The organism is Paenibacillus sacheonensis (assembly GCF_009909195.1).
Lineage (GTDB): Bacteria > Bacillota > Bacilli > Paenibacillales > Paenibacillaceae > Paenibacillus_Z > Paenibacillus_Z sacheonensis.
In genome coordinates this window covers 17,712-43,252 of the sequence record NZ_JAAAMU010000007.1, presented here as the reverse complement: position 1 = coordinate 43,252, position 25,541 = coordinate 17,712, and the positions used below count along the sequence as shown (strand labels likewise).

At 52.3% G+C, this 25,541-nt stretch carries 24 protein-coding genes; 22 read left to right on the top strand and 2 right to left on the bottom strand.

Going from position 1 to position 25,541, the window contains the following annotated elements; translation table 11 throughout:
* The first annotated feature begins 192 nt into the window (after positions 1-192).
* The 6 genes from GT003_RS15200 (at position 193) to GT003_RS15175 (ending at position 6,443) form a co-directional block, all read left to right on the top strand.
* Positions 193-1,191: a mannonate dehydratase gene (locus GT003_RS15200; RefSeq protein ID WP_204798915.1), complete on the top strand. Its 999-nt coding sequence runs from the start codon at positions 193-195 to the stop codon at positions 1,189-1,191.
* A gap of 219 nt (positions 1,192-1,410) precedes the next feature.
* Complete coding sequence (locus tag GT003_RS15195; protein WP_170312236.1) at positions 1,411-2,085, top strand: response regulator; 675 nt, start codon at positions 1,411-1,413, stop codon at positions 2,083-2,085.
* A gap of 11 nt (positions 2,086-2,096) precedes the next feature.
* The gene (locus tag GT003_RS15190) at positions 2,097-3,140 is read left to right on the top strand and encodes a sensor histidine kinase (protein ID WP_239565882.1); all 1,044 of its coding nucleotides are present in this window, start codon (positions 2,097-2,099) and stop codon (positions 3,138-3,140) included.
* A gap of 176 nt (positions 3,141-3,316) precedes the next feature.
* Positions 3,317-4,102, top strand: coding sequence for an ABC transporter ATP-binding protein (locus GT003_RS15185; protein ID WP_161699209.1), 786 nt, complete (start codon positions 3,317-3,319; stop codon positions 4,100-4,102).
* Positions 4,080-6,059 carry an ABC transporter permease gene (locus GT003_RS15180; RefSeq protein WP_338045944.1) on the top strand — a complete coding sequence of 660 codons (1,980 nt, stop codon included), beginning with the start codon at positions 4,080-4,082 and terminating at the stop codon, positions 6,057-6,059. The genes GT003_RS15185 and GT003_RS15180 overlap by 23 nt, the downstream gene beginning before the upstream one ends.
* 48 nt (positions 6,060-6,107) lie before the next feature.
* Positions 6,108-6,443 carry a YxeA family protein gene (locus tag GT003_RS15175; RefSeq protein WP_161699205.1) on the top strand — a complete coding sequence of 112 codons (336 nt, stop codon included), beginning with the start codon at positions 6,108-6,110 and terminating at the stop codon, positions 6,441-6,443.
* 125 nt (positions 6,444-6,568) lie between these two features.
* On the opposite strand, the gene GT003_RS15170 is transcribed toward GT003_RS15175, so the two are convergent.
* Entirely contained in the window at positions 6,569-7,678 is a 1,110-nt protein-coding gene (locus GT003_RS15170; RefSeq protein ID WP_161699203.1) for a glycoside hydrolase family 172 protein, read from the bottom strand.
* Positions 7,679-7,818: 140 nt separating this feature from the next.
* Here GT003_RS15170 and GT003_RS15165 point away from each other — a divergent pair, with 140 nt between their 5' ends.
* The 8 genes from GT003_RS15165 (at position 7,819) to GT003_RS15130 (ending at position 14,699) form a co-directional block, all read left to right on the top strand.
* Positions 7,819-8,691: an AraC family transcriptional regulator gene (locus GT003_RS15165; protein ID WP_161699201.1), complete on the top strand. Its 873-nt coding sequence runs from the start codon at positions 7,819-7,821 to the stop codon at positions 8,689-8,691.
* Positions 8,692-9,219: 528 nt separating this feature from the next.
* A complete protein-coding gene (locus tag GT003_RS15160; protein ID WP_161699199.1) occupies positions 9,220-10,086 on the top strand; it encodes an SDR family oxidoreductase in 867 nt (288 codons plus the stop codon).
* Positions 10,087-10,215: 129 nt separating this feature from the next.
* Positions 10,216-10,710 (top strand): NUDIX domain-containing protein, encoded by a 495-nt coding sequence (locus GT003_RS15155; RefSeq protein WP_161699197.1) that lies wholly within the window; start codon positions 10,216-10,218, stop codon positions 10,708-10,710.
* Between the two features lie 66 nt (positions 10,711-10,776).
* Positions 10,777-11,115, top strand: a complete 339-nt coding sequence (locus GT003_RS15150; RefSeq protein ID WP_161699195.1) for a VOC family protein — start codon at positions 10,777-10,779, stop codon at positions 11,113-11,115.
* A 203-nt stretch (positions 11,116-11,318) separates the two neighbouring features.
* Entirely contained in the window at positions 11,319-11,726 is a 408-nt protein-coding gene (locus GT003_RS15145) for a MerR family transcriptional regulator (protein ID WP_161699193.1), read from the top strand.
* Positions 11,723-12,322 (top strand): NADPH-dependent F420 reductase, encoded by a 600-nt coding sequence (locus GT003_RS15140; RefSeq protein ID WP_161699191.1) that lies wholly within the window; start codon positions 11,723-11,725, stop codon positions 12,320-12,322. The genes GT003_RS15145 and GT003_RS15140 overlap by 4 nt, the downstream gene beginning before the upstream one ends.
* A gap of 250 nt (positions 12,323-12,572) precedes the next feature.
* On the top strand, positions 12,573-13,541 hold the full coding sequence (locus GT003_RS15135; RefSeq protein WP_161699189.1) for a C45 family autoproteolytic acyltransferase/hydrolase: 969 nt from the start codon (positions 12,573-12,575) through the stop codon (positions 13,539-13,541).
* Between the two features lie 147 nt (positions 13,542-13,688).
* Positions 13,689-14,699, top strand: coding sequence for an SDR family oxidoreductase (locus GT003_RS15130; protein WP_161699187.1), 1,011 nt, complete (start codon positions 13,689-13,691; stop codon positions 14,697-14,699).
* Positions 14,700-14,730: 31 nt separating this feature from the next.
* Here the strand turns inward: GT003_RS15130 and GT003_RS15125 are convergent, their stop codons facing one another.
* Positions 14,731-16,083, bottom strand: a complete 1,353-nt coding sequence (locus GT003_RS15125) for an aminotransferase-like domain-containing protein (RefSeq protein WP_161699185.1) — start codon at positions 16,081-16,083, stop codon at positions 14,731-14,733.
* Between the two features lie 133 nt (positions 16,084-16,216).
* On the opposite strand from GT003_RS15125, the gene GT003_RS15120 reads away from it, so the two are divergent.
* The 8 genes from GT003_RS15120 (at position 16,217) to GT003_RS15085 (ending at position 25,502) form a co-directional block, all read left to right on the top strand.
* The gene (locus tag GT003_RS15120) at positions 16,217-17,155 is read left to right on the top strand and encodes a DMT family transporter (RefSeq protein WP_161699183.1); all 939 of its coding nucleotides are present in this window, start codon (positions 16,217-16,219) and stop codon (positions 17,153-17,155) included.
* A complete protein-coding gene (locus GT003_RS15115; protein ID WP_161699181.1) occupies positions 17,152-18,027 on the top strand; it encodes an NAD-dependent epimerase/dehydratase family protein in 876 nt (291 codons plus the stop codon). The genes GT003_RS15120 and GT003_RS15115 overlap by 4 nt, the downstream gene beginning before the upstream one ends.
* 241 nt (positions 18,028-18,268) lie before the next feature.
* Positions 18,269-19,063 carry an endonuclease/exonuclease/phosphatase family protein gene (locus GT003_RS15110; RefSeq protein ID WP_161699179.1) on the top strand — a complete coding sequence of 265 codons (795 nt, stop codon included), beginning with the start codon at positions 18,269-18,271 and terminating at the stop codon, positions 19,061-19,063.
* A gap of 436 nt (positions 19,064-19,499) precedes the next feature.
* A complete protein-coding gene (locus tag GT003_RS15105; RefSeq protein WP_239565881.1) occupies positions 19,500-20,579 on the top strand; it encodes an ABC transporter permease in 1,080 nt (359 codons plus the stop codon).
* Between the two features lie 15 nt (positions 20,580-20,594).
* Positions 20,595-21,461, top strand: a complete 867-nt coding sequence (locus GT003_RS15100) for a carbohydrate ABC transporter permease (protein ID WP_161699177.1) — start codon at positions 20,595-20,597, stop codon at positions 21,459-21,461.
* 36 nt (positions 21,462-21,497) lie between these two features.
* Positions 21,498-23,096 (top strand): extracellular solute-binding protein, encoded by a 1,599-nt coding sequence (locus tag GT003_RS15095; protein WP_204798914.1) that lies wholly within the window; start codon positions 21,498-21,500, stop codon positions 23,094-23,096.
* Positions 23,097-23,117: 21 nt separating this feature from the next.
* Positions 23,118-24,044 (top strand): TauD/TfdA dioxygenase family protein, encoded by a 927-nt coding sequence (locus GT003_RS15090; protein ID WP_161699175.1) that lies wholly within the window; start codon positions 23,118-23,120, stop codon positions 24,042-24,044.
* Positions 24,045-24,107: 63 nt separating this feature from the next.
* Entirely contained in the window at positions 24,108-25,502 is a 1,395-nt protein-coding gene (locus GT003_RS15085; RefSeq protein WP_161699173.1) for a sulfatase, read from the top strand.
* Positions 25,503-25,541 lie beyond the last annotated feature (39 nt).

Here is a 25,541-nt window from a genome sequence, read left to right as displayed (position 1 = left end):
TTTGCGTGACTACTTTTTTTGCATGGCAGAGAAATAAAAATAAATAAAAACAGCTATATGAAGGCAGCTGGCAGCGCAGCGGGGATTCTACGAGAAGGAGTTAACATGGTCTATTACGAAATAGGATATATAAGGTTTGGCTGCATACACATCAATCAGGATTCCAACTTTGGACTTGGACGGTGAGCGCGCGTGAACAAAAAGATGCGGATTGCCTTAGGTCAGATGCAAGAGTTGACGCATGAAACGATGACTTTCGCCAAGCAATTAGGCGTAACGAGCATTCAGCTCAACACCCCGAATCTTCCGGGAGAATACGGTTGGTCTTACGAAGATTTGTTTGCCTTGAAGAAAACTTGCGATGACAACGGATTGATCTTGGAATCGATTGAAAACGTTCCCATTCGCTTCTACGATAAAATCATGCTCGGCTTGCCCGGCAAGGATGAACAAATCGAAAACTACTGTACGATCATCCGTCATATGGGGAATGTCGGGATTCCGGTACTCGGTCACCACTTCATGCCGAACTTCGTGTGGCGGACATCCACGGAGCCCGGCCGCGGCGGCGCTTTGTGCACGGCATTCGATCTTGATGCAGCAGCAAGCGGCATCAACCAGGTGAAGTATGCCTCTAACCGGGAATCAAGAGTTCCTGACGAATCGGTCATGTGGGACAACTACGCTTATTTCTTGAAGGCGGTGCTTCCGGCAGCCGAGCAATCCGGCGTGCGGCTGGCGTTGCATCCTGACGACCCGCCGGTTGCAATGCTTGACGGAACGGCTAGAATTTTTTATAAAGTAGAGAATTTCAAGAAAGCAGAGGCGATAGCCAATAGCGATGCCTGGGGATTGAATCTGTGTCTGGGCTGCTGTTCGGAGATGGTCTACGGAGCAGCGAATGTTATGGAAATGATTCGGTATTTCGGACCGAGAAATAAAATCTGTTATGTGCATTTTCGCGATGTACAGGGCACGATGCCGAAGTTCCAGGAATGCTTCCTGGGAGAAGGAAACTTTCATCCGGCGGAAGTCTTGCGGGAACTGAAACGATCCGGATTTACGGGTTTCTTAATGGACGACCACGTACCCAATGTCATTCAGGATACTGCATGGGGTCATCGGGCGCGTGCGCATGCCGTGGGCTATATGCAGGGTCTGATGAATGCATTGGAGCTTCTGGACCACTAGTCTGGCGAACTGCTCATGCGTCAATGTGAAACATGGGCTCGGGTTGACCTGAGTCGTTGGATGTAGGATGCTCTTGCTCGAAAAGAAGCAAAAGGGACTCGTTCATGCTGTCGCAATCCCAATCGTAGCGCGGCGTCGCGGACTTGCTTGTTCGGCGTGATGGACGTACACTTAAGGGCAAACTAAGCATGCTGCGATTGGGGTGCACCGAACCTGGATATGAATGTGTTTATCGTCGAAGACGATTCCTCTATACTGGGGCTGCTGAGGGAAAGATTCGAGAGCTGGTCTTTGCGCGTCTCCGCCCCCCGCGATTTTGAACATATTATGGACGATTTTCTGAACGAAAAGCCTCATCTGGTTATTATGGATATCCAGCTGCCCAAGTTTGACGGCTTTCATTGGTGCCGGGAGATTCGAGGGGTTTCGAAGGTACCCATTCTGTTCTTATCCTCCCGGGATCACCCGATGGACATGGTGATGGCCATGAACATGGGAGCCGACGACTATATCCAAAAACCGTTTCATCTAGACGTGCTGCTTGCCAAAGTGCAAGCTATTCTTCGCCGCACGTATACGTACGGAGAAGAGGCGGCCGACGTCATTGAATGGAAAGGCGCCTTGCTGCTGCTGAATCGCGGCTTCATTCGCAAGGACGGAGAGGAAGTCGAATTGACCAAGAATGAATTTTTTATCCTCGCGACCCTCGTCAAAGCGAAGAATGAAATCATTTCTCGGCAGGAACTCATTCGAAGGCTGTGGGAGGACGAGCAGTTCGTGAACGACAATACGCTGACGGCGAACATGACGCGGCTGCGCCAGAAGCTGGTTATCCTGGGGCTCGAAGAAGCAATCGTGACCAGAAAAGGATTGGGTTACATGGCCGTGACATAGAAGGGAGGGCGATGATAGACGTGCTGCTGCGGTATGCGGAAAGTATGAAGAGCTGGATGATCATGGTGCTGCTGCTGCTCGGACTCACCGATATGCTCTTGCTGCTGGACCATGGAATCACCATTCAGCTTGAGTCGATTGTGTATCTGAACGCCCTGTACCTCTTGTCATGCATCATATTCTTCCTGTGGCGATTCCGGCGTGAAACGCGTTATTACCGGGCGCTGCGCGCCCTCGCCGACGACATCCAAGACGACTGGGTCGAAGCCTTGCCCGAGCCTGATTTTGCGCGGGACGAGCTTGTAAACCAGGCGCTGCGCGCGGCGGACCTCTTCTATAAGCAGAAGCTGGCTGAATCCAACACGGCACTGCGATTGGAGAACGACTATATTGCGTCCTGGGTACACGAGATCAAGGCGCCGCTGACAGCCATGAAGCTCACGATCGAGGGTCATCCCCGCGATCCGGTCATGTCAAGAATCGAGGCGGAATGGCTGCGTGTCTACTTGCTGATCGACCGGCAGCTCTACATGTCCCGGCTTCCTGCCTTGGACAAGGATTATGTGCTGGAGCCATGCGGCGTCCGTGGGATGGCGAAGAACGAAGTGCGCGATATGGCTTCCTGGTGCATGGAGAAGAACATTGCCGTCGAATTCGAAGGGGAAGAAGCCGATGTCGTCACCGATCGGAAATGGTGCCGGTTTATCATTCGACAGATCTTAATGAATGCTGTCAAATACAGCCCCGGAGGAGGAACCATTCGTATCTCCGTGTCGGTTCTGCCGGATGGCCACGTTCTGTTACGCATGACCGACGAGGGGCCGGGCATTCCGGCGCATGATCTGCCCCGGATATTCGAAAAGGGATTCACAGGCGGAAACGGAAGAATCCACAATGCGGCGACCGGTCTGGGCTTGTACTTGGCACGGAGCGTCGCCGACAAGATCGGGGTAACGATCGAAGCGAAGGCAGGCCGATCGGAAGGCACCGAGATGCGGATGTTGTTCACCGCCAGAAACGGCTTCGAAGCCGTTCGGAGCGAGAAGATGGAATAAGACGCGCTGGGCAAAGCCAGCGACAGCAGCCGGGATAATATCCGCGGCTGTTTTTTTTGAATCGGGCCCAAAATGACAATAATGTAACCTACCGCGCTGTCTTGTCACCCAGATCTAGCGACGCCGCATGCCTGGACGATTTAAAATAAAGCAAATGCATAAGTGGAGGGCCGAGCATGAATACGAATGTTTCGCAGAAAACGATGCTGCAAGCGCAGAGCATCCGCAAGTCCTACGGGAAGAAGGGCAGCGCGCAGCAAGTGTTGAAAGGGATCGATCTTCACGTTGCGGAAGGAGAGTTCGTTGGAATCATGGGGCCGTCGGGCTCCGGGAAGACGACTCTTCTGAACGTGCTTGCGACGATCGATCGTCCAACGGAAGGCAAGGTTCTGATCGAGGACGCAGATGTTTCCGACATGAAGGACGCCGAATTGTCCGCCTTTCGCCGCAAGAAGCTAGGGTTTGTATTCCAAGACTATAACCTGCTGGATACGCTGACCGTCAAGGAAAACATCCTGCTTCCCGTGTCCCTTGGACGGCGGAATAGATCCGGAGCCGAGCTGGCCTATCAAGCCATTGCGCAGTCCCTCGGCATAGAAGGGCTCGCGGACAAATACCCACATGAACTGTCCGGTGGACAGAAACAACGAACATCTGCCGGCCGCGCCCTCATCCATCGGCCCGCCTTGGTATTCGCCGACGAACCGACCGGGGCGCTGGATTCCAAGTCCGCATCCAACCTGTTAGATACCATTTCCAAGCTTAACCTGGAGAGACGGGGCACGATCGTGATGGTATCGCATGATCCTGTCGCATCCAGCTATTGCAGCCGCGTTATTTTTTTGAAGGACGGCAGGATTTATTCGGAAGTCTACCGCGGCGACAAATCGAGACAAGCTTTCTTCAAAGATATCATGGACGTGCAAGCGGTCCTCGGAGGTGAAGCGGTTGACGTTGTTTGAGCTTGTCCTTCGCAGCATGCGAAAGAACATCAAGCACTATTATCTTTATTTTTTCGTGTTCATTTTTTGCACGAGTCTATACTTCGTGTTCGTCACCTTGCAGCACGATGTTTCACTTCCGGATCGGATGGATGGCGGTTCTGTTTTTTCGCAAGCCTTCTTGGCGGCGGGATTCCTGCTGCTGCTGATCGTGTCCGTGTTCACGATCTATGCGAACCGTCTGTTCTTCAACCGGCGCAGCAGAGAAATCGGACTCTACCAGTTGATCGGCTTAACGAAAAGAGGCGTCGTTCAACTGCTGCTGCTGGAAAACACGCTTCTCGGCATCGGGGCGCTTGTCGCGGGCATCGTTTGCGGAGCGTTGGTATATCGAATTTTCCTGGTGCTGATCAGCAGCCTGCTGGGTTTCGATGGGGTCGTAACCGTGCATTTCTCCCTCTCGGCTATGTATCAAACGGCGGCAGTGTTCGCCGTCCTGATCGTGTTGACATCGATTCAAATGGTGCGGATGACGTACCGGACGACGTTGATCGACTTGTTCCAGGCGGAGAACCGGCATGAACATCCTTCGACGCCCGCTAACGGCCCGGCTGCAGTCTTCGGCTTGCTCGGCATCGTCCTGATACTATACGGGTATTGGCAGTCGGGCCGAATATCGCAGAACACGTTATTCATCGGCAGCCTCGCTATCTTGGGCTCGATCATCGCCGGCACCTATCTCTTGTTCCGCGTCACGATCGGTTGGCTGTTCGGTCGGATTCGCAGGGCCGCCAACGGGCATCTCGGATTGAGGCGGGCTTTGTCGCTTGCTCCTCTGATGCACAGGATGAGGGGACAAGCCAATTCGTTGACCGTCATTACCGTACTATCGGCCATGACGCTAACGATGGTTGCCGCTGCTTATTCGTTTTATTACTCCGCGGGGAAGGACACCCGCAATGCCCTGCCGTACGATTTCGCGATCGAGAACGGCGAGTCGAACGCCGCCAAGCATTTCGGCGAGGAGTTGGATGCCAAAGGCATACGTTATGACCATCGGAAGGTGGATGCCATACGGCTTACAGGGAAGATTTGCGCTGTTCCGAGCCTGTCGGCGTGCGAAGAGACGACGCTGCTGGTATTACCCGCAGAGCAGCTTAGGCAGACCGGCGCGGACATCCCGGTGCCCGAACCGTGGAATGCGGCGATGTATGACGGGAATGCCAAGCTAGACAGGTTAACCCAAGATCCAAATGCGGATCTTCCCAAAACGATCGAGATGGATCTGCTCAAGAGCGAAAGCGGAAACAAGCTTCAGCTGACGGATGTCGTCAATCGATTCGCCATGAACTACAACGTTTACGGCGATCAGCTCGTCGTGTCCGAGACGACTTTTCGGGCACTCAAGGCTGGAATGACGGCATTGCCCCAGTATGAACAAGAGCAGATGAAAGAACGGCCCGACTATGCAGCGGTGGCGTTCGATACGTTTCAGGTACCGGATAAGCCGCAGCGGAAAACAGCCTCGGAAGCTTATGCGGCATTCGTCCCCGAAGGAAGCCATCCGTTCGACTACGAGCGCGAATACCGCGACAAGCTGCAAAGCTTCGGCTTGTTTATCTTCATTACGGGCTTTCTGGGACTCGTCTTCCTGATTTCGACGGGCAGCATGCTGTATTTCAAACAGATGACGGAAGCGGAGCAGGAGAAGCGCAGCTTCATTACCCTAAGGCAGCTCGGATTCGAGAAGAAGGACATCCTCAAGGGCATTATGCGCAAGCAGCTGTTCGTCTTCACGATTCCGCTCGCGATCGGGATCGCGCATGCAGCTTTTGCCGTCAAGACCGTCTCCGTGCTGGTGCCTTCGAGCATCGTCGTGCCGTCCGCGACGGCCATGGGCGGGTATGTCTTGATTTATTTCATCTTCGTCTTATTAACGATGGGGTACTACAAGAAAATCGTCAAAGCTGCCATATGAATCGGAGACAGGCCAGACAGCTTGCCTTCGAGAAGGAGAATGCCAATCATGATCAAAAAAGTAACGTTTACCGCAGTCGTTCTTGTTATCCTAGTCATTCTGTTCGTCGTGAAGTACAGGGACGTAGCGGATCGCTTCAATCCTTTCCTTGTCAAAACGTACGTGTACGTCCAAATCGACAAACCTGGAGAGTCCGAACCGCATGGAAGAGTCGCTTACGCGCTTACGGGATTCGATGCGGAGGGCAAGAGGAAGAAAGTTCGATTCACGGCCAGTACCCAGCTGCCGAAGGGAACTTATTTGAAAGTATTGGCCAAAGGCGCGTATACGGAGGCTTACGAGAGGGTTGATGAGGAGGCGTTGCCCAAAGCCTTTGAACGATGAACGCGGAGCATACATGGATGATAAACCTGAGTCGCAGTTGAAAGATAAACGGATTCTAGGACTCTAAACGACGCTGAATGTGCGAAAAAACCGTCCATGCCATGGACGGTTTTTAACATCGCGCCTTACTTTTCATTGCCCCACAAAGTAGACGCGTTTCCTTTGGCCTTGCGCCATTCATGCCGCCATAAGTGGACGTCTCTTTCGGTTATGACCGGCATATTGCCGCGTAATTCTTTGGCGGGAAGCGCGGGATAAGGCAGATGCGGCTCCGTTTGATACCAGTAGGCTACCGTAGAGAGGTCCAAAGTCAAGCAGTTGTCATGCCCATGTTCGATGCTGGCGTGCAGCGATTTCTCGAATCGAATGGGGTCCTGCAGAAAAAAACGGTAGCAATGGGTCCGGCCCATCCACCCGATTCGATCGGGGACTTTGGCATAACCGAAAAAAGGATGCGCATAGGTTTCATTCGGACACCAGGAGCTGTTGAAGAAGTCCTCGGTACCCGTACCGTGTAACGAGCCGGGCCAATCCTCGCCATCGATCAGCCACATATCGTCTCCTTCGCCATACCACATGGGACCCGGATTATCGACGTAATAATTGATGCCGACAAAATGTCCGCTCCCCGCAATATCGGCGAATACATAGTTATGCGCGACGCTCGGATTGTTCTCCGAGGCGCCAAGCGTTGCCCACTCATTCTCGCCGACTTCCTTCTGTACGCCCGTGATTTCGCGTCTCCATGAAGCATGAAAGCGGCCCATGGTTTCTGGCATTTCCGGATGAACCTCGTAATCAATGTAATAATAAAAACTTTTAATAGGCTCGGCTGATTGGTTCTCCAAGGTAATTCTTGCGCCTTTGCCATAGGGCATGGAGAAATAGCTATTCAGTGCCTTGCCTTGCTGCGGCGCCGCTGCGAGCGGGAGGGAAACGAAATTGTATGCCTCGCCGAACCCCTGTCCAAAAAAATCGCCAAGCGGAGACTCGACGCTAGGTTCTTCTTCTCCATCCCAATACATACGGATGATCGCGTTGCGCCTTATAAACGAATCCTCGCAATTCAACGTGATCCAGATATGCTTGACGATTCCGGCTCCTTCCATCATCGCAAGCTCGGCTGTCGTCCCAGCGGCAATGGCGATGTAATCATCGTTTCCGCCGGTCCGGTCGTAGCTCGAGATTCGTTTCGTTCGGATGCCTGGCTGCAAACGGCAAATGTCATTTAACATGATTTAACGCTCCTATTCCGTATTTTCTCTAGTATAGCTGCGTTGGCTGAAAATGGATTTAGTCAAACCTATTGATTTTTTAACACTTCTTGCTCTATGTTTACGAGAAGAGCCATTTTGTAGAGGAGACCAGATGGGTAATGGAACGGTTATTTAACCAGCTCAGTCCTTACGTGCGTATTGCGATCGACAGCATGCTTTGGTCGTCCTGGCGCGTGGAGGAGCGCGAGATATGGGACTATGAAATCCTTTATTTGAAGGAAGGCCGTCTGGAAGTCAGCGTGGAAGACAAGATCTATGCAGGCATAGCGGGCGATATTTTTATCTTCAAGCCCGCCCAGCGACATTCGATTCGGGCGCTTGACGGGCTCCCGGTGAGGCAGCCGCATATCCATTTTGACTTGATCGAAATCGCGGACAGCAAGGATGTCCCGGTATCTTTCCGAATGTCGCGCGATATGCAGCCGCATGAGATACGCTGGTTTCGTCCGGATCTGCTGTCGGCAAATCCGATGTATCTCCCGAATCATATTCGCCTCCGTCACCCCGAACGCTTCGAACTGATGCTGTTCGAGCTGATCGAGGAATTTCAAACGAAGCCGCCCATGTACGAAATCTCATGCAAGGGGCTGCTCCTATCGCTGTTGATTTACTTGATCCGGCAGCATGGCTGGCATACGGAGGAGGCGGGAGCGGATATGCAATCCATCCGGCGCTATCTGCACCAGAATAGCGAGCGGGAGGTTCATTTGGAAGAATTGAGCGCGCAGTTCAAGCTGAGCAAGTATTATTTGGTTCGCGCCTATAAACAACGATTCCATATCAGTCCGATCGAACATCACCGGCAAATACGTCTCGATAAGGCGAAGCTTCTATTGCGTTACTCTAATGCGCCTATTCAGCAAATCGCGGATCAGCTGCGATTCGGCAGCATTCATGCGTTTAGCCGCGCTTTTAAATCGGCGGAAGGCGCATCGCCGTCGGAATATCGGAGAATGCTTCAGGTACCGTAAAGGGTTAACAACGACAGGAAGCGATGCGAGTCCGGCTGTGGCACGAAGAACATACCTGATCTTTATCTGCCGAAAGTAAAATTGCGTCCAAGGATATTATTTAATGGCATTAATGTCATTAAAACAATAAATTACTGCAAAACGTAATGAAAAAGAAGCGACGCCGATTTGGGCTACGCTTCTTTTTCATTTGAAGAGGTTTAGAGGTCACTTACGGTCAACAGCACTTTACCGTGAAAATGCCGTACATTCCTTCTAAACCATAAGAATATAACATGAAATGCGTTGGAATAAATAAAACAGATCCAGTATGATGGCAGTACTAATTTTCGAAGAGATCTAGATGGGGAATGTCGCATGAAGCGACTGCACGTAACTGGTCGTTGTGAAAGGGCGTTCTGCACGCCGTGCAGCACGCGGTACCGCCTATTGGGAGATTATTTTGTCTTGATCATGGTAAAGCTTTAACAGTTTAGCAAGTTGAAAGAAATTCGATACTTACTACTAATCATAGAAGGAGAAATCATAATGATTCTTGTAACTGGCGCAAACGGCAAAACGGGTCGTGCAATCATCAAGTCTTTACTAGTTAAAGGAGAACGGATAAGAGCTTTTGTCCATCGAACCGAGCAAATCGAGGAAATGAAAGCATTGGGCGAGATGGAAATCGTTGCAGGAGATATGTTGGATCAACTAGCCGTCAATGAAGCAGTCGTGGGAATCAGGGCCGTATATCATATTTGTTCCGCCATGAATCCCGATGAAGTTCAAATCGGACAAGTGATCATACAAGCAGCCCGCTTGGCCGAAGTCGAACATTTTGTATTCCATTCCGTGTTACATCCCGGCATTCAAGAAATGCCGCATCATCACAAAAAACTCTTGGTCGAGGAGCTCCTGGTGAACTCAGGTATCCCTTATACGATTGTTCAACCAGGAGTATTGATGCAGAATATCCTCGAGTCTTGGAAGCTGCTTAGCGAAAAAGGCATTTTCCAACAAAAGTATTTTACGACGCCGGAAACTCGCATAGGCATGGTCGACTTAGAAGACTTAGCCGAGGCTGCTGGCATCATTCTTACTCGTCCGGGACATGTTTGGGCTTCCTACGAAATCAGCGGACCTGAAAATTTATCGTTGTCCGATATGAAAGCTGCAATGGAACAGCATTTCGGCCATGAGATCACCGTGGAGACGCCGCAAGACGAAATGTTCGCAGCGCAATTAACTAAACGCGGATTAGGAGACTACAAAGTAAATACAATCGTCAAGATGTTTCAACATTACAATGAACATGGATCTGTCGGTAATTCGAATGTTTTAATGTGGATATTGGATCGGAAACCGAATGATTTTTCTTCCTTCATTCTAAGAACATTGAAAAGCAACATCTGATGCTGAACTTAAGGAATCTGCGAGAATGTAAAGAAACGCGTTTCGAGGGCTGCCAATTTGGCGGCCCTTTTTCGTTTATTCGAACCAGGAAGTTCTGTTATAATTTGGAATAGAGAAGGAGGGGACGAATTGAAAATCAGGACCGCAGCGAGAGCAATTATTATCAAGAATGATAAACTACTCGTACTAAGAAGAACTGGAGTGCAAGGCGAGTTTTATGTTCTTCCCGGCGGCGGGCAGGAGCATGGAGAAAGCATACATGAAAGCTTGGTTAGGGAAGTAATCGAAGAAGTAAGTCTGGTGGTCGAACCTGAAAAACTACTCTTTATAAATGAATTCATAGCTAAAAGGGATTCTCTATTTCCTGATTTAGAGCCTGATGTCCATCAGATAGACTTTACCTTTTTGTGTAAGGTTATTTCGGATAACGAAGCAGAGGTTGGAGAAACTCCTGATCTCCACCAGGTGGGCATTGCGTGGATTCCACTGAATGAAATAACCGATTATAGATTGCGTCCTGCTAATGACCTCCATTTTATACTTGGTGCCCCATCGAGAAATGCGCTATCGCAGTGGATTACAAATAAAGAAAACGTAAGTTCCCCATTATTTATTGCTGGCTAAACAATCGGGGAACGATCGTTTCGGAGAAATCATTTACATAGCCAAAATGAGGAAGGGGAATTTAGCATGGGATTGAAACTTCGTTCTTCTTATTTAACCATTCCCGTCCGTAACTTCAACGATGCACTCAGATGGTATGGCGATCATTTTGGTTTCGAAGTCGTACAAAAAGATCCGAATTACATCGAGCTCCAAAATGACGCCGGCATCAAAATCCTGTTCCAGCAAAATGAGCATCACCTGACTTCGCAATTCGTCTATCCTGATGGCGCAGCGCAATCATCCTATGGATTTATGGTCGATGATGCACAATTCGCGTATCGTTATTGCATAGACCATGGAATCCGAGTGGGAGAATTGTTCGACTATCAGGGGCAATCGTTTTCATTCTACGACCCGGATTGAAATTTTATTGAAGTGTGGAGCTTACCAAAGGCTTCAGAAAACGCCTCCAACTAACTGGTGCCATTACCAGACTCATAAGCTCGGGGCAACGATTTAATCCATACATGATGAATAGAGATGAGACCTTAATTCCGAGGTTGACCTGGAGTCGACTCCAGCCTATAGAATAAAAATATTCGGTAACGGGGAGGAGTGGGAACCAGATGTATACGATCGGGCAAGCGGCGGAGTTGGCGGGTTTCAGTATCGATACGCTCAGGTATTACGAAAAAATCGGCTTGACCAAGCCGCCAATGAGAAAGCCGGGCGGCCTGAGGTTGTATAGCGAGGACGACGTGCGGCTGCTGTCTTCGTTGCACTGCCTCAAAAAGACGGGGTTGTCGCTAGAGGAAATGAAGGCGTTTCTGCAGGAAGGACGATGCTTCGCGAATCCTGCTTTCCCGCTAAGCGACGAAGATAGGGAGGCCATCGCAGGCCGTACGCAAATTCTTGCCAAACATCTGGCTAGAATGGAGGCGGAGTATTTAGCGCTAGCGAACGTCATCGGACAGACCAGAGAGAAGCTGGATTTCTACGATAAGATATTGAAAATGGAGGCAGCGGTAAAATGAAGATCGCTTCGATTGGTTCAGGGAATATGGGCGGGACACTGGGTAAAAGATGGGCGGCTCTTGGGCATCGCGTGATGTTCGGCACACGGAACCCGCATAGCGAGAAGATAAAGCTCTTGCTGCAGGATGCAGGCGCTAACGCTCAGGCCGGGACGATCAAGGAAGCGGCAGCGTTCGGCGAGGTCATCCTGCTAGCCGTGCTGCCCGATGCTGTGGAACAAGTCCTTACCGAGGCGGGGGATCTGGATGGCAAGATCCTTATCAATTGCACCAACCGATACGACGCCAAGTCCGCTGATGCGGAGGTCCGGCGTCTGGCTCAGCATGCGCGCGTCGTCCGCGCTTTTCATACGCTGCCTTGGGAAGTGCTTGCAAACTCGCAGTACGAAGCGGGCGTTGCCACGGTATTCTTGAGCGGAGATGACCCCGAAGCCGTAGAAGCCGTTGCTGCGTTGACTACCCAGCTGGGACTGGATCCGGTAGCTGTCGGCGGGCCTGACGATATGGCGAAGGTGGAGACGGCGATCGGGACGATGTGGAGAATACTCGCTCCCAAGTTCGGGCGGGAATTCAGCCTTAGCGTGCTTAGACGGTAAGATCACGCGTCATTCAAGGATGCCTAAGCAAGACTTGTTTAAGCGTGCAATCATATAACTAAATCTAAAATGATTAAAGGCATTAACTATCGTAGGAACGATGGGTCAATTGTGATAGGGGGCAGCCGGTCTAACGATCGGTTGTCTTTTTGCATTGCAGGTGTGGAAGATAGCAAAAATGATCAAGCAAGATCGATTATTTTTAGATAAGGTGGATGCAAAAGGGAATTGACGAGAAGGAGTGTCGGCGATGAGCAGCTTAACGAAAACCTATCGGTTCAGACGCTTGCCTGCTGTAAGACAGGATGCAGAAATGTGGAATTCTCATATCGCGGAGCATTGGAATCTCGATCTCTTCCGCCCTCAGCATCCGATTCGGACCCCCGAGGCTAAGGAGCTGCTCGAACAGTATATGCCTGAGCTGCTGCTCGATTATGTAGCTCTGCTATCCGCCGCTCCGGACCTTCCGGGTCACGCGCAAATGCTTGCCATGTACAATCTGCCGCCATTCTTCTCGGGTTGCAGCAACTCGATATCGCTTCGACGGGGGCATCCGACGTTGATTCGCAATTACGACTTTGGAATCCATGAATTCAGTGGGGTCATCCGTCATGAACCGCTCCCCGGGGGAGGATGGCTGATCGGTTCCGCCGAATACGGCTGGGGTTACCTTGACGGAATGAATCATCATGGTCTTGCCGCGGCGATCACTTTCGGCGGAAGTCATGCGGTCGGCGACGGGTTCAGCATTCCTCTGATCGTCCGTTATGTCCTGGCAACTGCGGCCACGGTCTCGGAAGCCGTGAAGCGGCTCCGCGCCATACCGCATCGCCTTGCTCAGAATATCTCGCTTCTAGACCTCGAGGGAGATTACGCCGTCGTATATGCCTCGCCGGAAGGCGTAACCGTGGATCACGGACTTATCTGCTGCACGAACCATCAACGAGAGCGACCGGAATCCGGGCACGGCGAGATCCGTACGTTAGAAAGGTTTGACCATCTATTTCAAATGGCGGGAAACATATCTCCGGCGGACTTCCTGCAAGAACCTTTGTATAACAGGCAGTATTCAGAATCGTTCGGTACATTGTACACGGTCGAGATCGATCCCGTATCCAAGTCCGTTCATTATCACTGGCCGGAGGGCCGAGAGTTAAATGTCACGTCCGATTCACCTGAGACGGAACTGATCATACCGTTAGCCGCGCAGCGAAAATAACGTATACATGAAATTGAAACCGGCACCGTTCCGTGGACAGGAAGGTGTTTCGTAGTATGCTGACTGGATTGGTTATATGCCGCTGTTCGCTGAATCTTTTTCCATGGGATGCTACAATGTTACTGATCATATAAAGGAGTGATAGCGATGAAGGTGCTGTTTATCGGAGGAACGGGACTTATCAGCACGGCAGCCTCTACGCTGGCTGTGCAGCAGGGAATGGAGCTGTATCTCTTAACCCGGGGTCGCCAGAAAGGCGTACCGCCCGAAGGTGCCAACGTACTTCGAGGGGATATTAACGACAGGCAGGGCATGAGGGAGCTGCTCGAAGGAAAGCATTTCGACGCGGTGGTCGATTGGATCGCCTTCAAGCCAGAGGATATCGAACGGGATGTCGAGCTGTTCGCGGGAAAGACCGATCAATATATCTTCATCAGCACGGTAGCGACGTACCAACGTCCTCCAAGCTATTATCTCTTCGATGAATCAGCTCCCCAGCACAATCCGGGATGGCCATATGCCGTCGACAAAATCGCCTGCGAAGAGCGGCTGCTGCGGGCTTATCGGGAGACGGGGTTCCCGGCGACGATCGTCCGGCCCTCGCACACATACGGCGAAACCGCGATCCCTTTTGCGATTACGAGCGGGGCGCATCCGTGGACGCTGATCGACCGCATTCGTAAAGGGAAGAAAATCATCGTTCCGGGCGACGGCACCTCGCTGTGGACGATTACGCACAATACCGATTTCGCCAAAGGACTGGTTGGATTGCTGGGCAATAGCCAGACGATCGGCCAAGCCTTCCACATCACGTCGGATGAGGTGAAGACATGGAACCAATACCTGGCTGCGATCGGCCAGGCGGCAGGTGCTAAGCCGGAAGCGATTCACATGACATCGGCCTGCATCTCGTTGTTCTTGCCCGAGTTCAAGGCAGCGCTGTTTGGCGACGCAAGCAACAGTTACGTCGTCGACAACCGGAAAATCAAAGCATTCGTGCCCGGCTATCAGGCCACGACGAATTTTGAACGCGGCATTCGGCAATCGCTCGCGTATTTTGAATCGCATCCGGAACGCCAGACGATTGATGAAGCACTCGACGCCCGTATGGATAAGATGATTGCCTCTTACGAGAACTTCTTGGCGAGCATTGTCTAATCGTACTTTATAAAATGGTCTTCGCCGCCGGTTATAGTCGTGCATTGCGCAGCGTCCGCCTGATCTCCTCGAATATCACCCGGATGCCGCCGTCGATCTCGCTCTCCTCCACGCGGGTAATGCTCAGCTTCAGCATGGGCGGATGGCTGCGGCCGGACAGGAAATTCGTCGAGAAGTCCTGCAGCGCGAGGTGCTTTCGTTCCAGCCGGTTCAGCAAAGCGGGCATGGAAATAGCGTCCGGAAGCGTCAGGTACGTGTGTACGCCGGAATCGCCAGCGGGGTGACGGACATCGTCCAGGTCGTTATGCATCTCCAGCGCCTGGCGCAGGCGTTCCATCCGGCTGCCATAGGTCGTGACGATTTTGTGCTTGCGCCGCTCGAACATGCCGCTCTGAAAATAAATCTTGAGCGCGGCCTGCGACAGCATGGAGCTGTCGATATCGGCGAGCCGCTTGTACCGGCTGAACGGCTCCAGAAGCTCCGGCGGAAGGACGGCGGCGCCGATCCGCAGGCCGGGAAACATGATTTTGGAGAAGCTTCGCAGGTAGATGACATGAGAAGACGCATAGGCATGGATGGGATCGGATTTCGAGTCGGTCACCAAATCAAGCAGATAATCATCCTCTGCGACATAAACGTCGTAACGCGCGGCAAGTTCGGCGATCGTTTTCTTGGCGTCTTCGGAATAGGACGTACCGAGCGGATTATGAAACCGCGGAATCGTATAGAACAATTTCACGTCGCCCGTCCGAAACAAATGCTCCAGCCTGTCCAGGTCGATTCCTGCATCCGTCCGCTCGATCCCCAGAGCCGGAATGCCCAGCGTTTCGAGCAATTGAATCATATTATGGTACGTCGGCTGCTCCAGCAGCACCGCGCGTTTGCCGTTCGGAAACGGCATCCCGGCCAGAATGGACAGCGACTGCTGCACGCCCGAAGTGATGACCATTTGCTCCGGCTTGGCAAAGACTTGGCTGCCGGCAAGATGCTTGCTCAGAACTTGCAGCAGGGAAGGGAGGCCCTGGGGCGTTCCGTACGCGAATAGATCGTTGCGGTACATGTCGATGGCTTTGTTGAGGCAATGTTGAAAATCCAAATAAGGAAACAGGCCCGGATCGGGCGAAGCGGCGGAGAAATTCAGCATCGTTCCGTCCGCCGACTGGACGTAGGCCGGTTTCTTCACGACCGCGTAATAGCCGCTTTGCGGCACGGAATAGAGGAGATGACGCTTCTCCAGCTCGGCGTAAGCCCGGATGACCGTGCTTTTGCTGCAGGCATAATGCTCGGCCGTTTCGCGGATGGACGGAAGCTTCTGGCCGCCGCGGATCGCGCCGTCTTCCATTTGCGATTCGATGTCGTGCATGATCATGGCGTAGACTCTCATTCAAAGGGATCTCCTTCCGTATAAGTGTACCGGTACAGTTCGCGCAAACAAGGATTGAACGGACCGCTTCTGTCCCCTACACTATGAATACATAGCCGGCCGGCATGAAGGGATTCACAAGGGGGCGTAAGCATTGGAAGCTGCTCGGCAGCGCACGGTATATGGGTTAGCTTTATTATACGCGGTTATTATCGGATTCGCTTTTCTGTTTACGAAACAAGCAATGGTGTACACGAACCCCGTCGACATGCTGGCGTTTCGCTTTACGCTGTCGTTTCTCGTCTTGGCGCTTCCCGTAGCCGCGGGGAGGGTCAAGCTCGGGCTGCCCGGGGGCGATTGGCGGCGGATAGTTCCGATCGGACTCTTGTATCCGGCTTTGTTTTTCGGCTTCCAAGCCTATGGGCTGATGGTTACGACTTCGTCGGAAGCGGGGATATTTCAAGCGACCACTCCGGTTTTCACGCTCGTGCTGGCTTCGGCGCTGCTTCATGAACGCACGAGCCGGATCCAGAAGACTGCGGTGTTTTGCTCGGTCGGCGGAGTAATCTTCATCATGGCGATGAGCGGAGCATCGGTGAACGGCACGAGCTTCGGCGGCATCGCGCTGCTGCTGGCGTCCACGTTCGCGTTGTCCTTGTACGGCGTGCTCGTGCGGAGATGGAGGGGCGAGTTTACGCCGTTTCAGATGACCTATGTCATGATGACGGTCGGCTGCGTTGTTTTTGACGGTTCGGCGCTCGGTAGACACGCGTACGCGGGAACGCTGGGCGGCGTGCTGGAACCATTCGCCCATGGCGGGTTCATCGCGTCTCTGCTCTACATCGCGTTGTTGTCGTCGGTCGTGTCGTCGATGCTGTCCAATTACGTCCTATCCCGAATCGAAGCCTACAAAATGAGCCTGTTCATCAATCTCGGCACGTTCGTCTCGATCGTGGCTGGCGTCGCCTTCGAGGGTGACCGGTTGGCGTATTACCATGTCATCGGTGCGCTCCTGATCATTGGAGGCGTTCTAGGGGTTCATGGCCGAAAAAGAAAACCGCGGCAAGCGGCAATGGAGGTCGAAGCAGGATGAAAATCGCAGTAGCAGGCGCAAGCGGCGTCGTAGGCAGAGCGCTCGTTCCGCTGTTGGTGGAGAACGGCCACGAGGTAGTCGGCTTGATTCGCAATCCGGCTCACGCAGCCGATTTGACCGGCAAAGGCGCGCACTATCGCATCGTGGACGTATTCGACCGCGATGAATTGTTCGAAGCGCTTCGCGAAATAAGGCCGGAAGCCGTCATCCATCAGCTGACGGCGCTGGGCGCCAGAAATTTCGCGGATAATGCCCGTATCCGCAAAGAAGGGACGAGGAATCTCGTGGACGCTTCGCTGGCTGCAGGCGTGCGCCGTATCGTCGCCCAGAGCATCTCGTGGGCTTATGCGCCGGGCGAGGGACCCGCGTCGGAGGAGGAGCCGCTGGATCTGGAAGCGCAAGCGCCGCGCATTGCAACGATCCATGGCGTCGCGGCTTTGGAGCAGGCGGCGGCCGACATGCCGGAGGCTGTCATTCTGCGATACGGCTTGCTCTATGGCGCAGGCACGTGGTATGCCGCGGACGGCTTGATGGCGGATCTGGTCCGTGCGCGGAAGCTGCCCGCGACGGATGGCATCAGTTCCTTCGTGCACGTTGAAGACGCCGCACGCGCGGCCGCGCTCGCGCTAGCCTGGCCGCCAGGCGCCTACAACATCGCGGACCGCGAGCCTGCGGCGGGCACCGAATGGCTGCCCGCCTTCGCTGCCGCCGTCGGCGCACCGACGCCGGCGGTCGAGCGCGGCAGTGCAAGAGGAGAGAGAGGGGCGCGGAACGACAAAGCGCTCCGTCAGGGCTGGGAGCCGCGGTACGGATCGTGGCGGGAAGGATTCCGGGCGTCGCCGGGCATGACGGCAAAGCCGAGCATGGAGTAATGCGGCGCAGCATTGGGGGAGTAAGCGTTTTTGAACCATAAAAATCCAGAGCCATGAAGCCAGGTGGATGGAAAGAATGCGATTGTTGTTCAAGCGTCAAAGACCGATTCAGGTGAGACATTATGCACTTACATGCGTTGGTAAACACGATGTAAACTATAGGTGGATGTAACCGTTTCCGTTTATCCATGGAATAGTAGGTTCAGCGTATTGAAAATAAGAGAAAGGGGACTGCATAGGTATGATAGAGATCACTGTCATGACGTTTAATTTGCGCTATCCGGAAATCAATGATGGCCCCGATTATTGGCCGAAACGAATCGACCGAGCGTCCGCCGTTATCAAAGAACATCATCCTTTGCTTATCGGCACGCAGGAAGGCTATCACGCGATGCTCAACGATTTGGGGGCGCGGCTGAACGAATACGATTGGGTCGGGCAAGGTCGTTTCGGGGAGCATGAGAATGAGCATAATGCGATTTTTTATAACCGCGGCGAGCTGGCAATGGAAGAAAAAGGACAGTTTTGGCTGTCCGAAACGCCGGAGACGGAAGCTTCGATGAGTTGGGGGAGCTCGTTTCCGAGAATCTGCACGTGGGCGCGTTTCTTTCACCGAAAGTCAGGTAAATCCTTCTATTTTTACAACACCCATCTAGACCATCACAGCCAGGAAGCGAAAGACCGCGGGATTCAAAAAATAGGAGAATATATGGCTAGACAACGCGCTTTAGATGGGCACCCGGCGCTGCTCTCAGGGGATTTCAACTCGTTTCCCAGCGAATTCCCGATTCGTTTTTTGCGAGGCGAGATCGAGGTTGACGGCAGGAATAGCGATTTGAAAGACGCGTACTCCCTGATCAGAGGAAATCCGGGTTTAACCTACCATGACTTTAAAGGCGGCGATTCGGGAGAACCGATCGACTATATCTTTGCTACCGCCGAATTCGAGATCAAGAAGGTGCAGATCGATCGCCGCCAAATAAACGGCAGGTATCCGTCGGACCATTATCCAGTCGTGGCGAAGGTCCAATTCTAGAAATCGTATTCCGTGCCGTCTGCAACAAGGTGTCGCGAAATCGTATGATCCCCTTCAAGTAGTCACTCAAAAAACCTTCATGTTTTCCATGGAGGTTTGAGTGCTATTTGGAGGGTGTTTTTTTATGGCTAAAAGGGAAAAAATTCAGGCCTATATTAAGTTCGGGAGATCGATTCAGGGAACTGCTGGAAGACGCGGCATAATCAAGTTTTCTTTTTTCAGAGTTGTAATTATTTTGAAAAAACCGTTGACGCCTCAATACGTGCATGTTAACATGAGTTTCATAATAAACAAAGTAAACTCATAGGAATAGTAATTTATCTACCGGATCACCGGAGACCAGTGCCTGAAGAGGTGCTGCGTCTCCTTTTTTTATGGAACCGCCTGGTTGACCAGAGGTCCTTACTAACCCCGGTTATTCTACCGCGTATGCAAAATGAATAAAGCGTCGACTGGTTATCCGGAGACACAACATCAACCACCATGTTGTGTCTTTTATTATTTTTCTAGGAAGGGAGCACCTACGATGGAATTCGTTGACAGCGAGTCAGCGCGTAAAGAAGTCGCGTTACGACAAGCGGCAGTTCAATCGCCTGATCGCGTCCGCAAAAGAGCAAGTTTACTAAGGTATATCTGGTTTAACCGTTATCTGTATATCATGCTGATTCCGGCACTGGTATACTATCTGATTTTCCACTACATCCCGATGTACGGCGCGGTCGTTGCGTTCAAGGAATTCAGCATTACAAAAGGAATTTTGGGCAGCGATTGGGCAGGTTTTGAGCATTTCCGGTATTTATTCTCGCAGGATAAATTTTGGGAAGTCTTTAAAAATACGGTCATCATCTCGCTTTACCGGCTTGCCTTTGGATTTCCCGCTCCGATTATCGCTGCGTTGTTATTGAACGAGGTTAGGTCAAGACTGTTCAAGCAGACGATTCAGACCGTGATTTACCTGCCGCATTTTATCTCCTGGGTCATTTTGGGAGGGATTCTTATCAATCTGCTCTCCACCGACAGCGGTGTAGTGAACAACATCATTAAGCTGTTCGGAGGCACGCCGATTGGTTTTCTGAGCAATGAATCCTATTTTCGCAGCACGCTTGTCTTATCCATGATCTGGAAGGAGTTTGGCTGGAACACCATTATTTACATCGCCGCTTTGGCCGGAATCAGTCCGCATTTGTATGAAGCGTCGGTCATCGACGGAGCAAACCGCTTTCAGCGGCTGCTGTATCTCACGATACCGCTGATCAGGAGCACCATCGTGCTCATTCTCATTCTTCGGCTTGGCGGTATTATGGAGGCGGGCTTCGAGCAAATATTCGTGCTTTATCATCCAGGCGTATACCGCGTCTCGGATATTATCGACACTTACGTTTACCGGATTGGCTTGACGGATGGTAAATTCAGTCTTGCGGCGGCGGTTGGGTTGTTTAAGTCGTTGATCAATTTCACGCTTCTTGTTCTGGCTAATTGGCTTTCCCGGAAGATGGGAGAACATGGCGTTTACTGATACGGGAGGGAGCTTATGCATTATACAAGCAGGGTAGGGAAGCTGTTCGATTCGTTCAATATTGGATTCTTGGCGATTGTAGCGATCGTTACGATATATCCTTTCTGGGATACGTTCGTTGTATCGATCATTCCGCTGAAGGAGTACCTGGGATCCAATATTCATATTTTCCCTAGAGAGGTCACCTTCGAGGCTTATCAGTACTTATTCTCGATGAACGAGCTTTGGACGTCTTATGGCGTAACGCTGTTCGTCACGGTAGTAGGCACGGCGATCAGTATGTTCCTTACGGTAACGGCAGCCTATGCGCTTTCCAGGCCAGGTCTGAAGGGAAGCCGAGTGATTATGTTTTTCTTCGTGTTTACGATGATGTTCAGCGGCGGCATCATTCCGACCTATCTGGTCGTCAAAAACCTCGGCATGATGAACTCGGTGTGGGCGTTGATTTTTCCGAGCGCGCTGGCGACGTATAACCTGATCATTATGAAAAACTTCTTCGCCGCGCTGCCAGACGGCTTGGTCGAAGCGGCCCGTATCGACGGTTGCAATGATCTAAGAATATTGTACAAGATCGTGATTCCGTTATCGCTGCCGGCCATCTCCACCATCACGCTCTTTTATGCCGTTACCAGATGGAACGAGTTTTTCAATGCGATCTTCTTCATTAGCGACAAGGAGCTTTGGCCGTTGCAGCTGTTCTTGCGAAGCATGCTGTTCGAGAACGAATCCTCGTACTCGGGAGGCGGCGACAGCGTATTTCTACTCGGGCCGTCCATCAAGATGGCGACGGTTATGGCAGCTTCTATTCCGGTCATGCTCCTCTATCCGTTTTTCCAGAAGTATTTCACCAATGGCGTGTTGATTGGCGCGGTCAAGGAATAATTCCTTCCTATAAAAAAACAAGCAGGAGGCAGTGAAATGATGCATTGGAGAGAGAAATCAATGAAAAAATGGGTGGTCTTGGCAATGGCCGCAGCGTTAGTCATAACGGCAGGATGCTCGGATAAGGTTGCAAATAAAGCTGGCAGTAACGGAAACGGTAACAGCAGCAGCAATAGCAGCAGCAATGGTTCTACATCGAGTACGGAAAAGCCGTATGAGCTCGTTTATTTAACTACAGGCGACCAAGGGGCGAAGCCGCTGGTTCCGAACGACCGCATTATTGCCGAGATTAACAAGCGGCTGAACATCAAGCTGACGATCAAGATCGCGCCAGAGTTTTCGTACGACAAGATTAACGTAGCTATCGCAAGCGGGGATCTTCCTGACGTTGTGACGACGCAGTATCCCTCTTCCTCCGTTTCCCAGTGGATTAAGGAAGGTATTCTTCTTCCGCTCAACGATTATTTTGACAAAATACCCACGATTAAAGCCAAGCTCGATAATGGTCTGCAGTGGACGGCGGTAGACGGTAAATATTACGGATACCCCTTCGTGAGCGGTATGGAGAAGTCGAATTATACCGTTCAATTCCGCCAGGACTGGCTGGATAAGCTGGGCTTGCAGCATCCGAAAACATTGGATGAATTCGAAGCTGCGCTGAAAGCGATCGTGGAAAAGGACCCTGACGGCAACGGCAAGGCTGACACTTTCGGTTACATCACGAATAAGCCGGTGCCTGGCGACGCTTTGACTGCATTTGATTTTGTTTTGTATGCGTACGGACTTCCGGATGCGGACTATGTTCTGAACGATAAAGGTGAAGTTATCCCTCGCTTCGAACATCCGGCCTTCAAGGCAGGTATCGAGGAGCTCCGCAAGTGGTATAAGGAGAAATTGATCGATCCCGAGTATATTCTGTATGACCGGCCTGCGAAGGAACAGAAGTTTTTCCAAAGCAAAGCGGGCGTTATGGACGGTCCATTGTTCCGTCACGTGAGCCGCATCGAAGGTAGCCTGAAGCAGGTCAATCCGAATGGCGTGCTCGGATACGCGCCGCCCCCAGCCGGACCGGATGGCAAGCAGGGTATGGCTACCCATCCGAAAACGGCATTGTTCACGGCCGTTACCAATAAGGCGAAGAATCCGGAGAAGGCAGCGGAATTTATCGAATTCATGTTGTCCAAGGAAGGCCGCGACTTGCTGCAGCTCGGCATTGAAGGCATCCACTATACGAAGCAAGGAGATAAAATCATTTACAATGAAGCGGAACGCGAAAAGGACGGATTTGCACCGAATGGCTGGAGTCATCCGCTTGCTTGGGGTAACGTGACGTGGCCGATCGATGAAGATTACTTGCCGCAGACGGAGCCGAATATTGATCGCGCTCGGGATTCGGTCAAAGTCGCTTCGCAATACTTCGTTCCGAATCTCGTTACCCGCAGGACAGATGCGGAGATTGAATACGGTAAAGCCGTCAATGAAGTGTATAACCAATATTTCGTGGACCTTTTGAACGGCAAGATCGACGTCGATAAAGGGATTGAAGAGCTAGGAGAGAAATGGCGTCAAGCTGGCGGCAATGAAATTCTGAAGTCGGTCAACGAAGAATACAAGAAGGAAAACGCAAACCAATAGCGAAAGCGAGGAGCATCTACCATGACGAAAACGATCGTACCCGAAGAACGTCCCCGTCAAATTCCGGACCGAGGCATTAAAGGCGGTCCTCGCATCATCAACCGGCTGCCGGAAGGAGTGGAGGAGCAGCCTTACACGCTGTTTCAAGTAAAGCCTTATGGTCCTCTGATCGGCGCGGAAATCGAAGGCGTCGATCTTCGCAATCCCGTAACGCCGGAGCTCCAAAGGGAGCTGAATCGCGCGCTGCTGGAGTGGAAAGTGATTTTCTTCCGTAATCAGGACATTACGAGCGAACAGCAGCAGTCATTCGCCCGTCTGTGGGGAGAACTGGAGACGCATCCTTTTCTGCCCCAAGGTTCTTCGGATGAAGTCGTTCGTTTCGCCAAGGATGACAAAAAAGCCGGGTATGAGAACAATTGGCACTCGGATGTAAGCTGGCGGTTGACGCCAGCGCTGGGAGCAGTCCTGCGCGTGACGGAGGCGCCTGTTTTGGGCGGAGAAACCTTATGGTCGGACCAAGGTGCCGCCTATGATAATTTGCCCGACGAGATCAAGGAGAGAATCGATGGCCTCACGGCGATTCATGATTTTACTCACGTCTTCGGCGTGCGGCTCTCCCCCGAGGAATTGCTCAATCGCCAGGAGGAATTTCCGGCTGCCGAGCATCCGGTCGTGCGTACCCATCCGGAAACGGGAAGAAAGACGGTGTATGTCAATCCGAACTTTACGGTGCGGATCGCAGGTCTGGAGCAAGAGGAAAGCGAAGAGCTTCTCTCGTATCTGTTTCGTCATTCGCAGCTGCCCGAGTTCCAGGTCCGCTTCCGCTGGGAAGCGAACTCCATTGCGTTCTGGGATAATCGCGCCACGCAGCATTACGCGAATTCGGACTATTACCCGAACCGCCGCGTTGCGGAGCGCGTGGCGATCGTAGGCGACCGGCCTTATTAAGCAGAGATAAGCCCGCGAGCAGACGCGGGCTTCTTCGCAATTATGGATGGGAGGAAGAAACGGATGAGTCAACCGACGAAGAAACCGAATGTGTTGTTTATCCTCATCGACGACATGGGCTGGAAGGACTTGGGCTGTTACGGCAGCGCCTTTTACGAAACGCCTCATCTGGACCGTCTTGCCGCCGAGGGCATTCGGTTTACGGACGCCTATGCCGCCGCTCCGGTCTGCTCGCCGACACGGGCTAGCATCATGAGCGGGAAATATCCGGCGAATGTCGGCGTGACCAACTGGATCGGCGGCCGGACAGCCGGAAAACTGATCGATGCGCCGTACATCAGGCATCTCCCGCTTCAGGAGAAAAGCGTGGCGTCCGCATTAAAGGAACAGGGCTACCGGACTTGGCATGTGGGCAAATGGCATCTCGGCGGACAAGACCATTATCCGGACAAACATGGCTTCGATGTTAATATTGGCGGCTGCAGCTGGGGGATGCCGTTGAATGGCTTCTTCAGCCCTTATGGCATCGAGACGCTCGAAGAAGGTCCGGTCGGCGAATACTTGACGGATAGGCTGACGGACGAAGCGATTCGGCTGATCCGGCAAAATGACGGGACGCCGTTCTTTTTGAACTTGTGGCATTATGCGGTCCACATCCCGATCGAGGTGAGCGCAGAGCTTACCGAGCGTTTCGCGGCCAAGGCCAGATCGCTCGGGCTGGACCAACTCGATCCTTTTGTGGCGGGAGAGCCGTTTCCGTGCGAGCATAAACAACATCTGCGGGTGCAACGGAGAATGATCCAGTCCGATCCCGCGTATGCGGCGATGATATATAACCTCGATTGGAATATCGGCCGATTGATAGAAGCCTTGGAAGAGACGGAACAGCTGGACGACACGGTAATCGTTTTCACGTCCGACAACGGCGGTTTGGCGACGGCCGAAGGTTCGCCGACCTGCAACAGTCCGCTTCAAGAAGGCAAAGGCTGGATGTATGAGGGAGGCGTGCGGGAGCCGCTAATCGTTCGTTGGTCCGGCGTGGTGAAGCCGGGAAGCATCAGCGAAGTTCCCGTGTCGAGCCCTGATTTTTACCCGACGCTGCTGGAAATAGCAGGTGCAGGCCCGCTGCCGGAACAGCACGAGGACGGCGTAAGTTTTGTGCCATTGCTCAAAGGAGAAGAGCGTCTGGACCGGGAAGCGTTGTTCTGGCATTACCCGCATTACGGCAATCAGGGAGGGACGCCGGGGTCAGCAGTGAGAGAAGGGGTTTACAAGCTAATCGAATTTTTCGAGGATGGGCGATTGGAGCTGTATAACTTAAGGACGGATCTGTCGGAAGCGTCTACTATTGCGGGCGAGCAGCCTGAGATTACGGAGCGGCTGCACCGGAAGCTTCGCGATTGGCGCGAGCGGATCGAGGCGAAGATTCCAGTCGGCAATCCGGCGTATAGTCGCTGAACGCTTCTACGTTAAGCAGAATATGAAACGGAGTTCGGG

What these genes read in the sequence shown, in the direction of transcription:
- GT003_RS15150 (WP_161699195.1), top strand. Translation starts at nt 10,777, where the DNA reads ATGGGATTGAAACTTCGTTCTTCTTATTTAACCATTCCCGTCCGTAAC.
- GT003_RS15190 (WP_239565882.1), top strand. Translation starts at nt 2,097, where the DNA reads ATGATAGACGTGCTGCTGCGGTATGCGGAAAGTATGAAGAGCTGGATG.
- GT003_RS15140 (WP_161699191.1), top strand. Translation starts at nt 11,723, where the DNA reads ATGAAGATCGCTTCGATTGGTTCAGGGAATATGGGCGGGACACTGGGT.
- GT003_RS15090 (WP_161699175.1), top strand. Translation starts at nt 23,118, where the DNA reads ATGACGAAAACGATCGTACCCGAAGAACGTCCCCGTCAAATTCCGGAC.
- GT003_RS15195 (WP_170312236.1), top strand. Translation starts at nt 1,411, where the DNA reads ATGAATGTGTTTATCGTCGAAGACGATTCCTCTATACTGGGGCTGCTG.
- GT003_RS15145 (WP_161699193.1), top strand. Translation starts at nt 11,319, where the DNA reads ATGTATACGATCGGGCAAGCGGCGGAGTTGGCGGGTTTCAGTATCGAT.
- GT003_RS15130 (WP_161699187.1), top strand. Translation starts at nt 13,689, where the DNA reads ATGAAGGTGCTGTTTATCGGAGGAACGGGACTTATCAGCACGGCAGCC.
- GT003_RS15115 (WP_161699181.1), top strand. Translation starts at nt 17,152, where the DNA reads ATGAAAATCGCAGTAGCAGGCGCAAGCGGCGTCGTAGGCAGAGCGCTC.
- GT003_RS15170 (WP_161699203.1), bottom strand. Translation starts at nt 7,678, where the DNA reads ATGTTAAATGACATTTGCCGTTTGCAGCCAGGCATCCGAACGAAACGA.
- GT003_RS15165 (WP_161699201.1), top strand. Translation starts at nt 7,819, where the DNA reads ATGGAACGGTTATTTAACCAGCTCAGTCCTTACGTGCGTATTGCGATC.
- GT003_RS15125 (WP_161699185.1), bottom strand. Translation starts at nt 16,083, where the DNA reads ATGAGAGTCTACGCCATGATCATGCACGACATCGAATCGCAAATGGAA.
- GT003_RS15085 (WP_161699173.1), top strand. Translation starts at nt 24,108, where the DNA reads ATGAGTCAACCGACGAAGAAACCGAATGTGTTGTTTATCCTCATCGAC.
- GT003_RS15160 (WP_161699199.1), top strand. Translation starts at nt 9,220, where the DNA reads ATGATTCTTGTAACTGGCGCAAACGGCAAAACGGGTCGTGCAATCATC.
- GT003_RS15135 (WP_161699189.1), top strand. Translation starts at nt 12,573, where the DNA reads ATGAGCAGCTTAACGAAAACCTATCGGTTCAGACGCTTGCCTGCTGTA.
- GT003_RS15175 (WP_161699205.1), top strand. Translation starts at nt 6,108, where the DNA reads ATGATCAAAAAAGTAACGTTTACCGCAGTCGTTCTTGTTATCCTAGTC.
- GT003_RS15095 (WP_204798914.1), top strand. Translation starts at nt 21,498, where the DNA reads ATGATGCATTGGAGAGAGAAATCAATGAAAAAATGGGTGGTCTTGGCA.
- GT003_RS15100 (WP_161699177.1), top strand. Translation starts at nt 20,595, where the DNA reads ATGCATTATACAAGCAGGGTAGGGAAGCTGTTCGATTCGTTCAATATT.
- GT003_RS15185 (WP_161699209.1), top strand. Translation starts at nt 3,317, where the DNA reads ATGAATACGAATGTTTCGCAGAAAACGATGCTGCAAGCGCAGAGCATC.
- GT003_RS15105 (WP_239565881.1), top strand. Translation starts at nt 19,500, where the DNA reads ATGAATAAAGCGTCGACTGGTTATCCGGAGACACAACATCAACCACCA.
- GT003_RS15110 (WP_161699179.1), top strand. Translation starts at nt 18,269, where the DNA reads ATGATAGAGATCACTGTCATGACGTTTAATTTGCGCTATCCGGAAATC.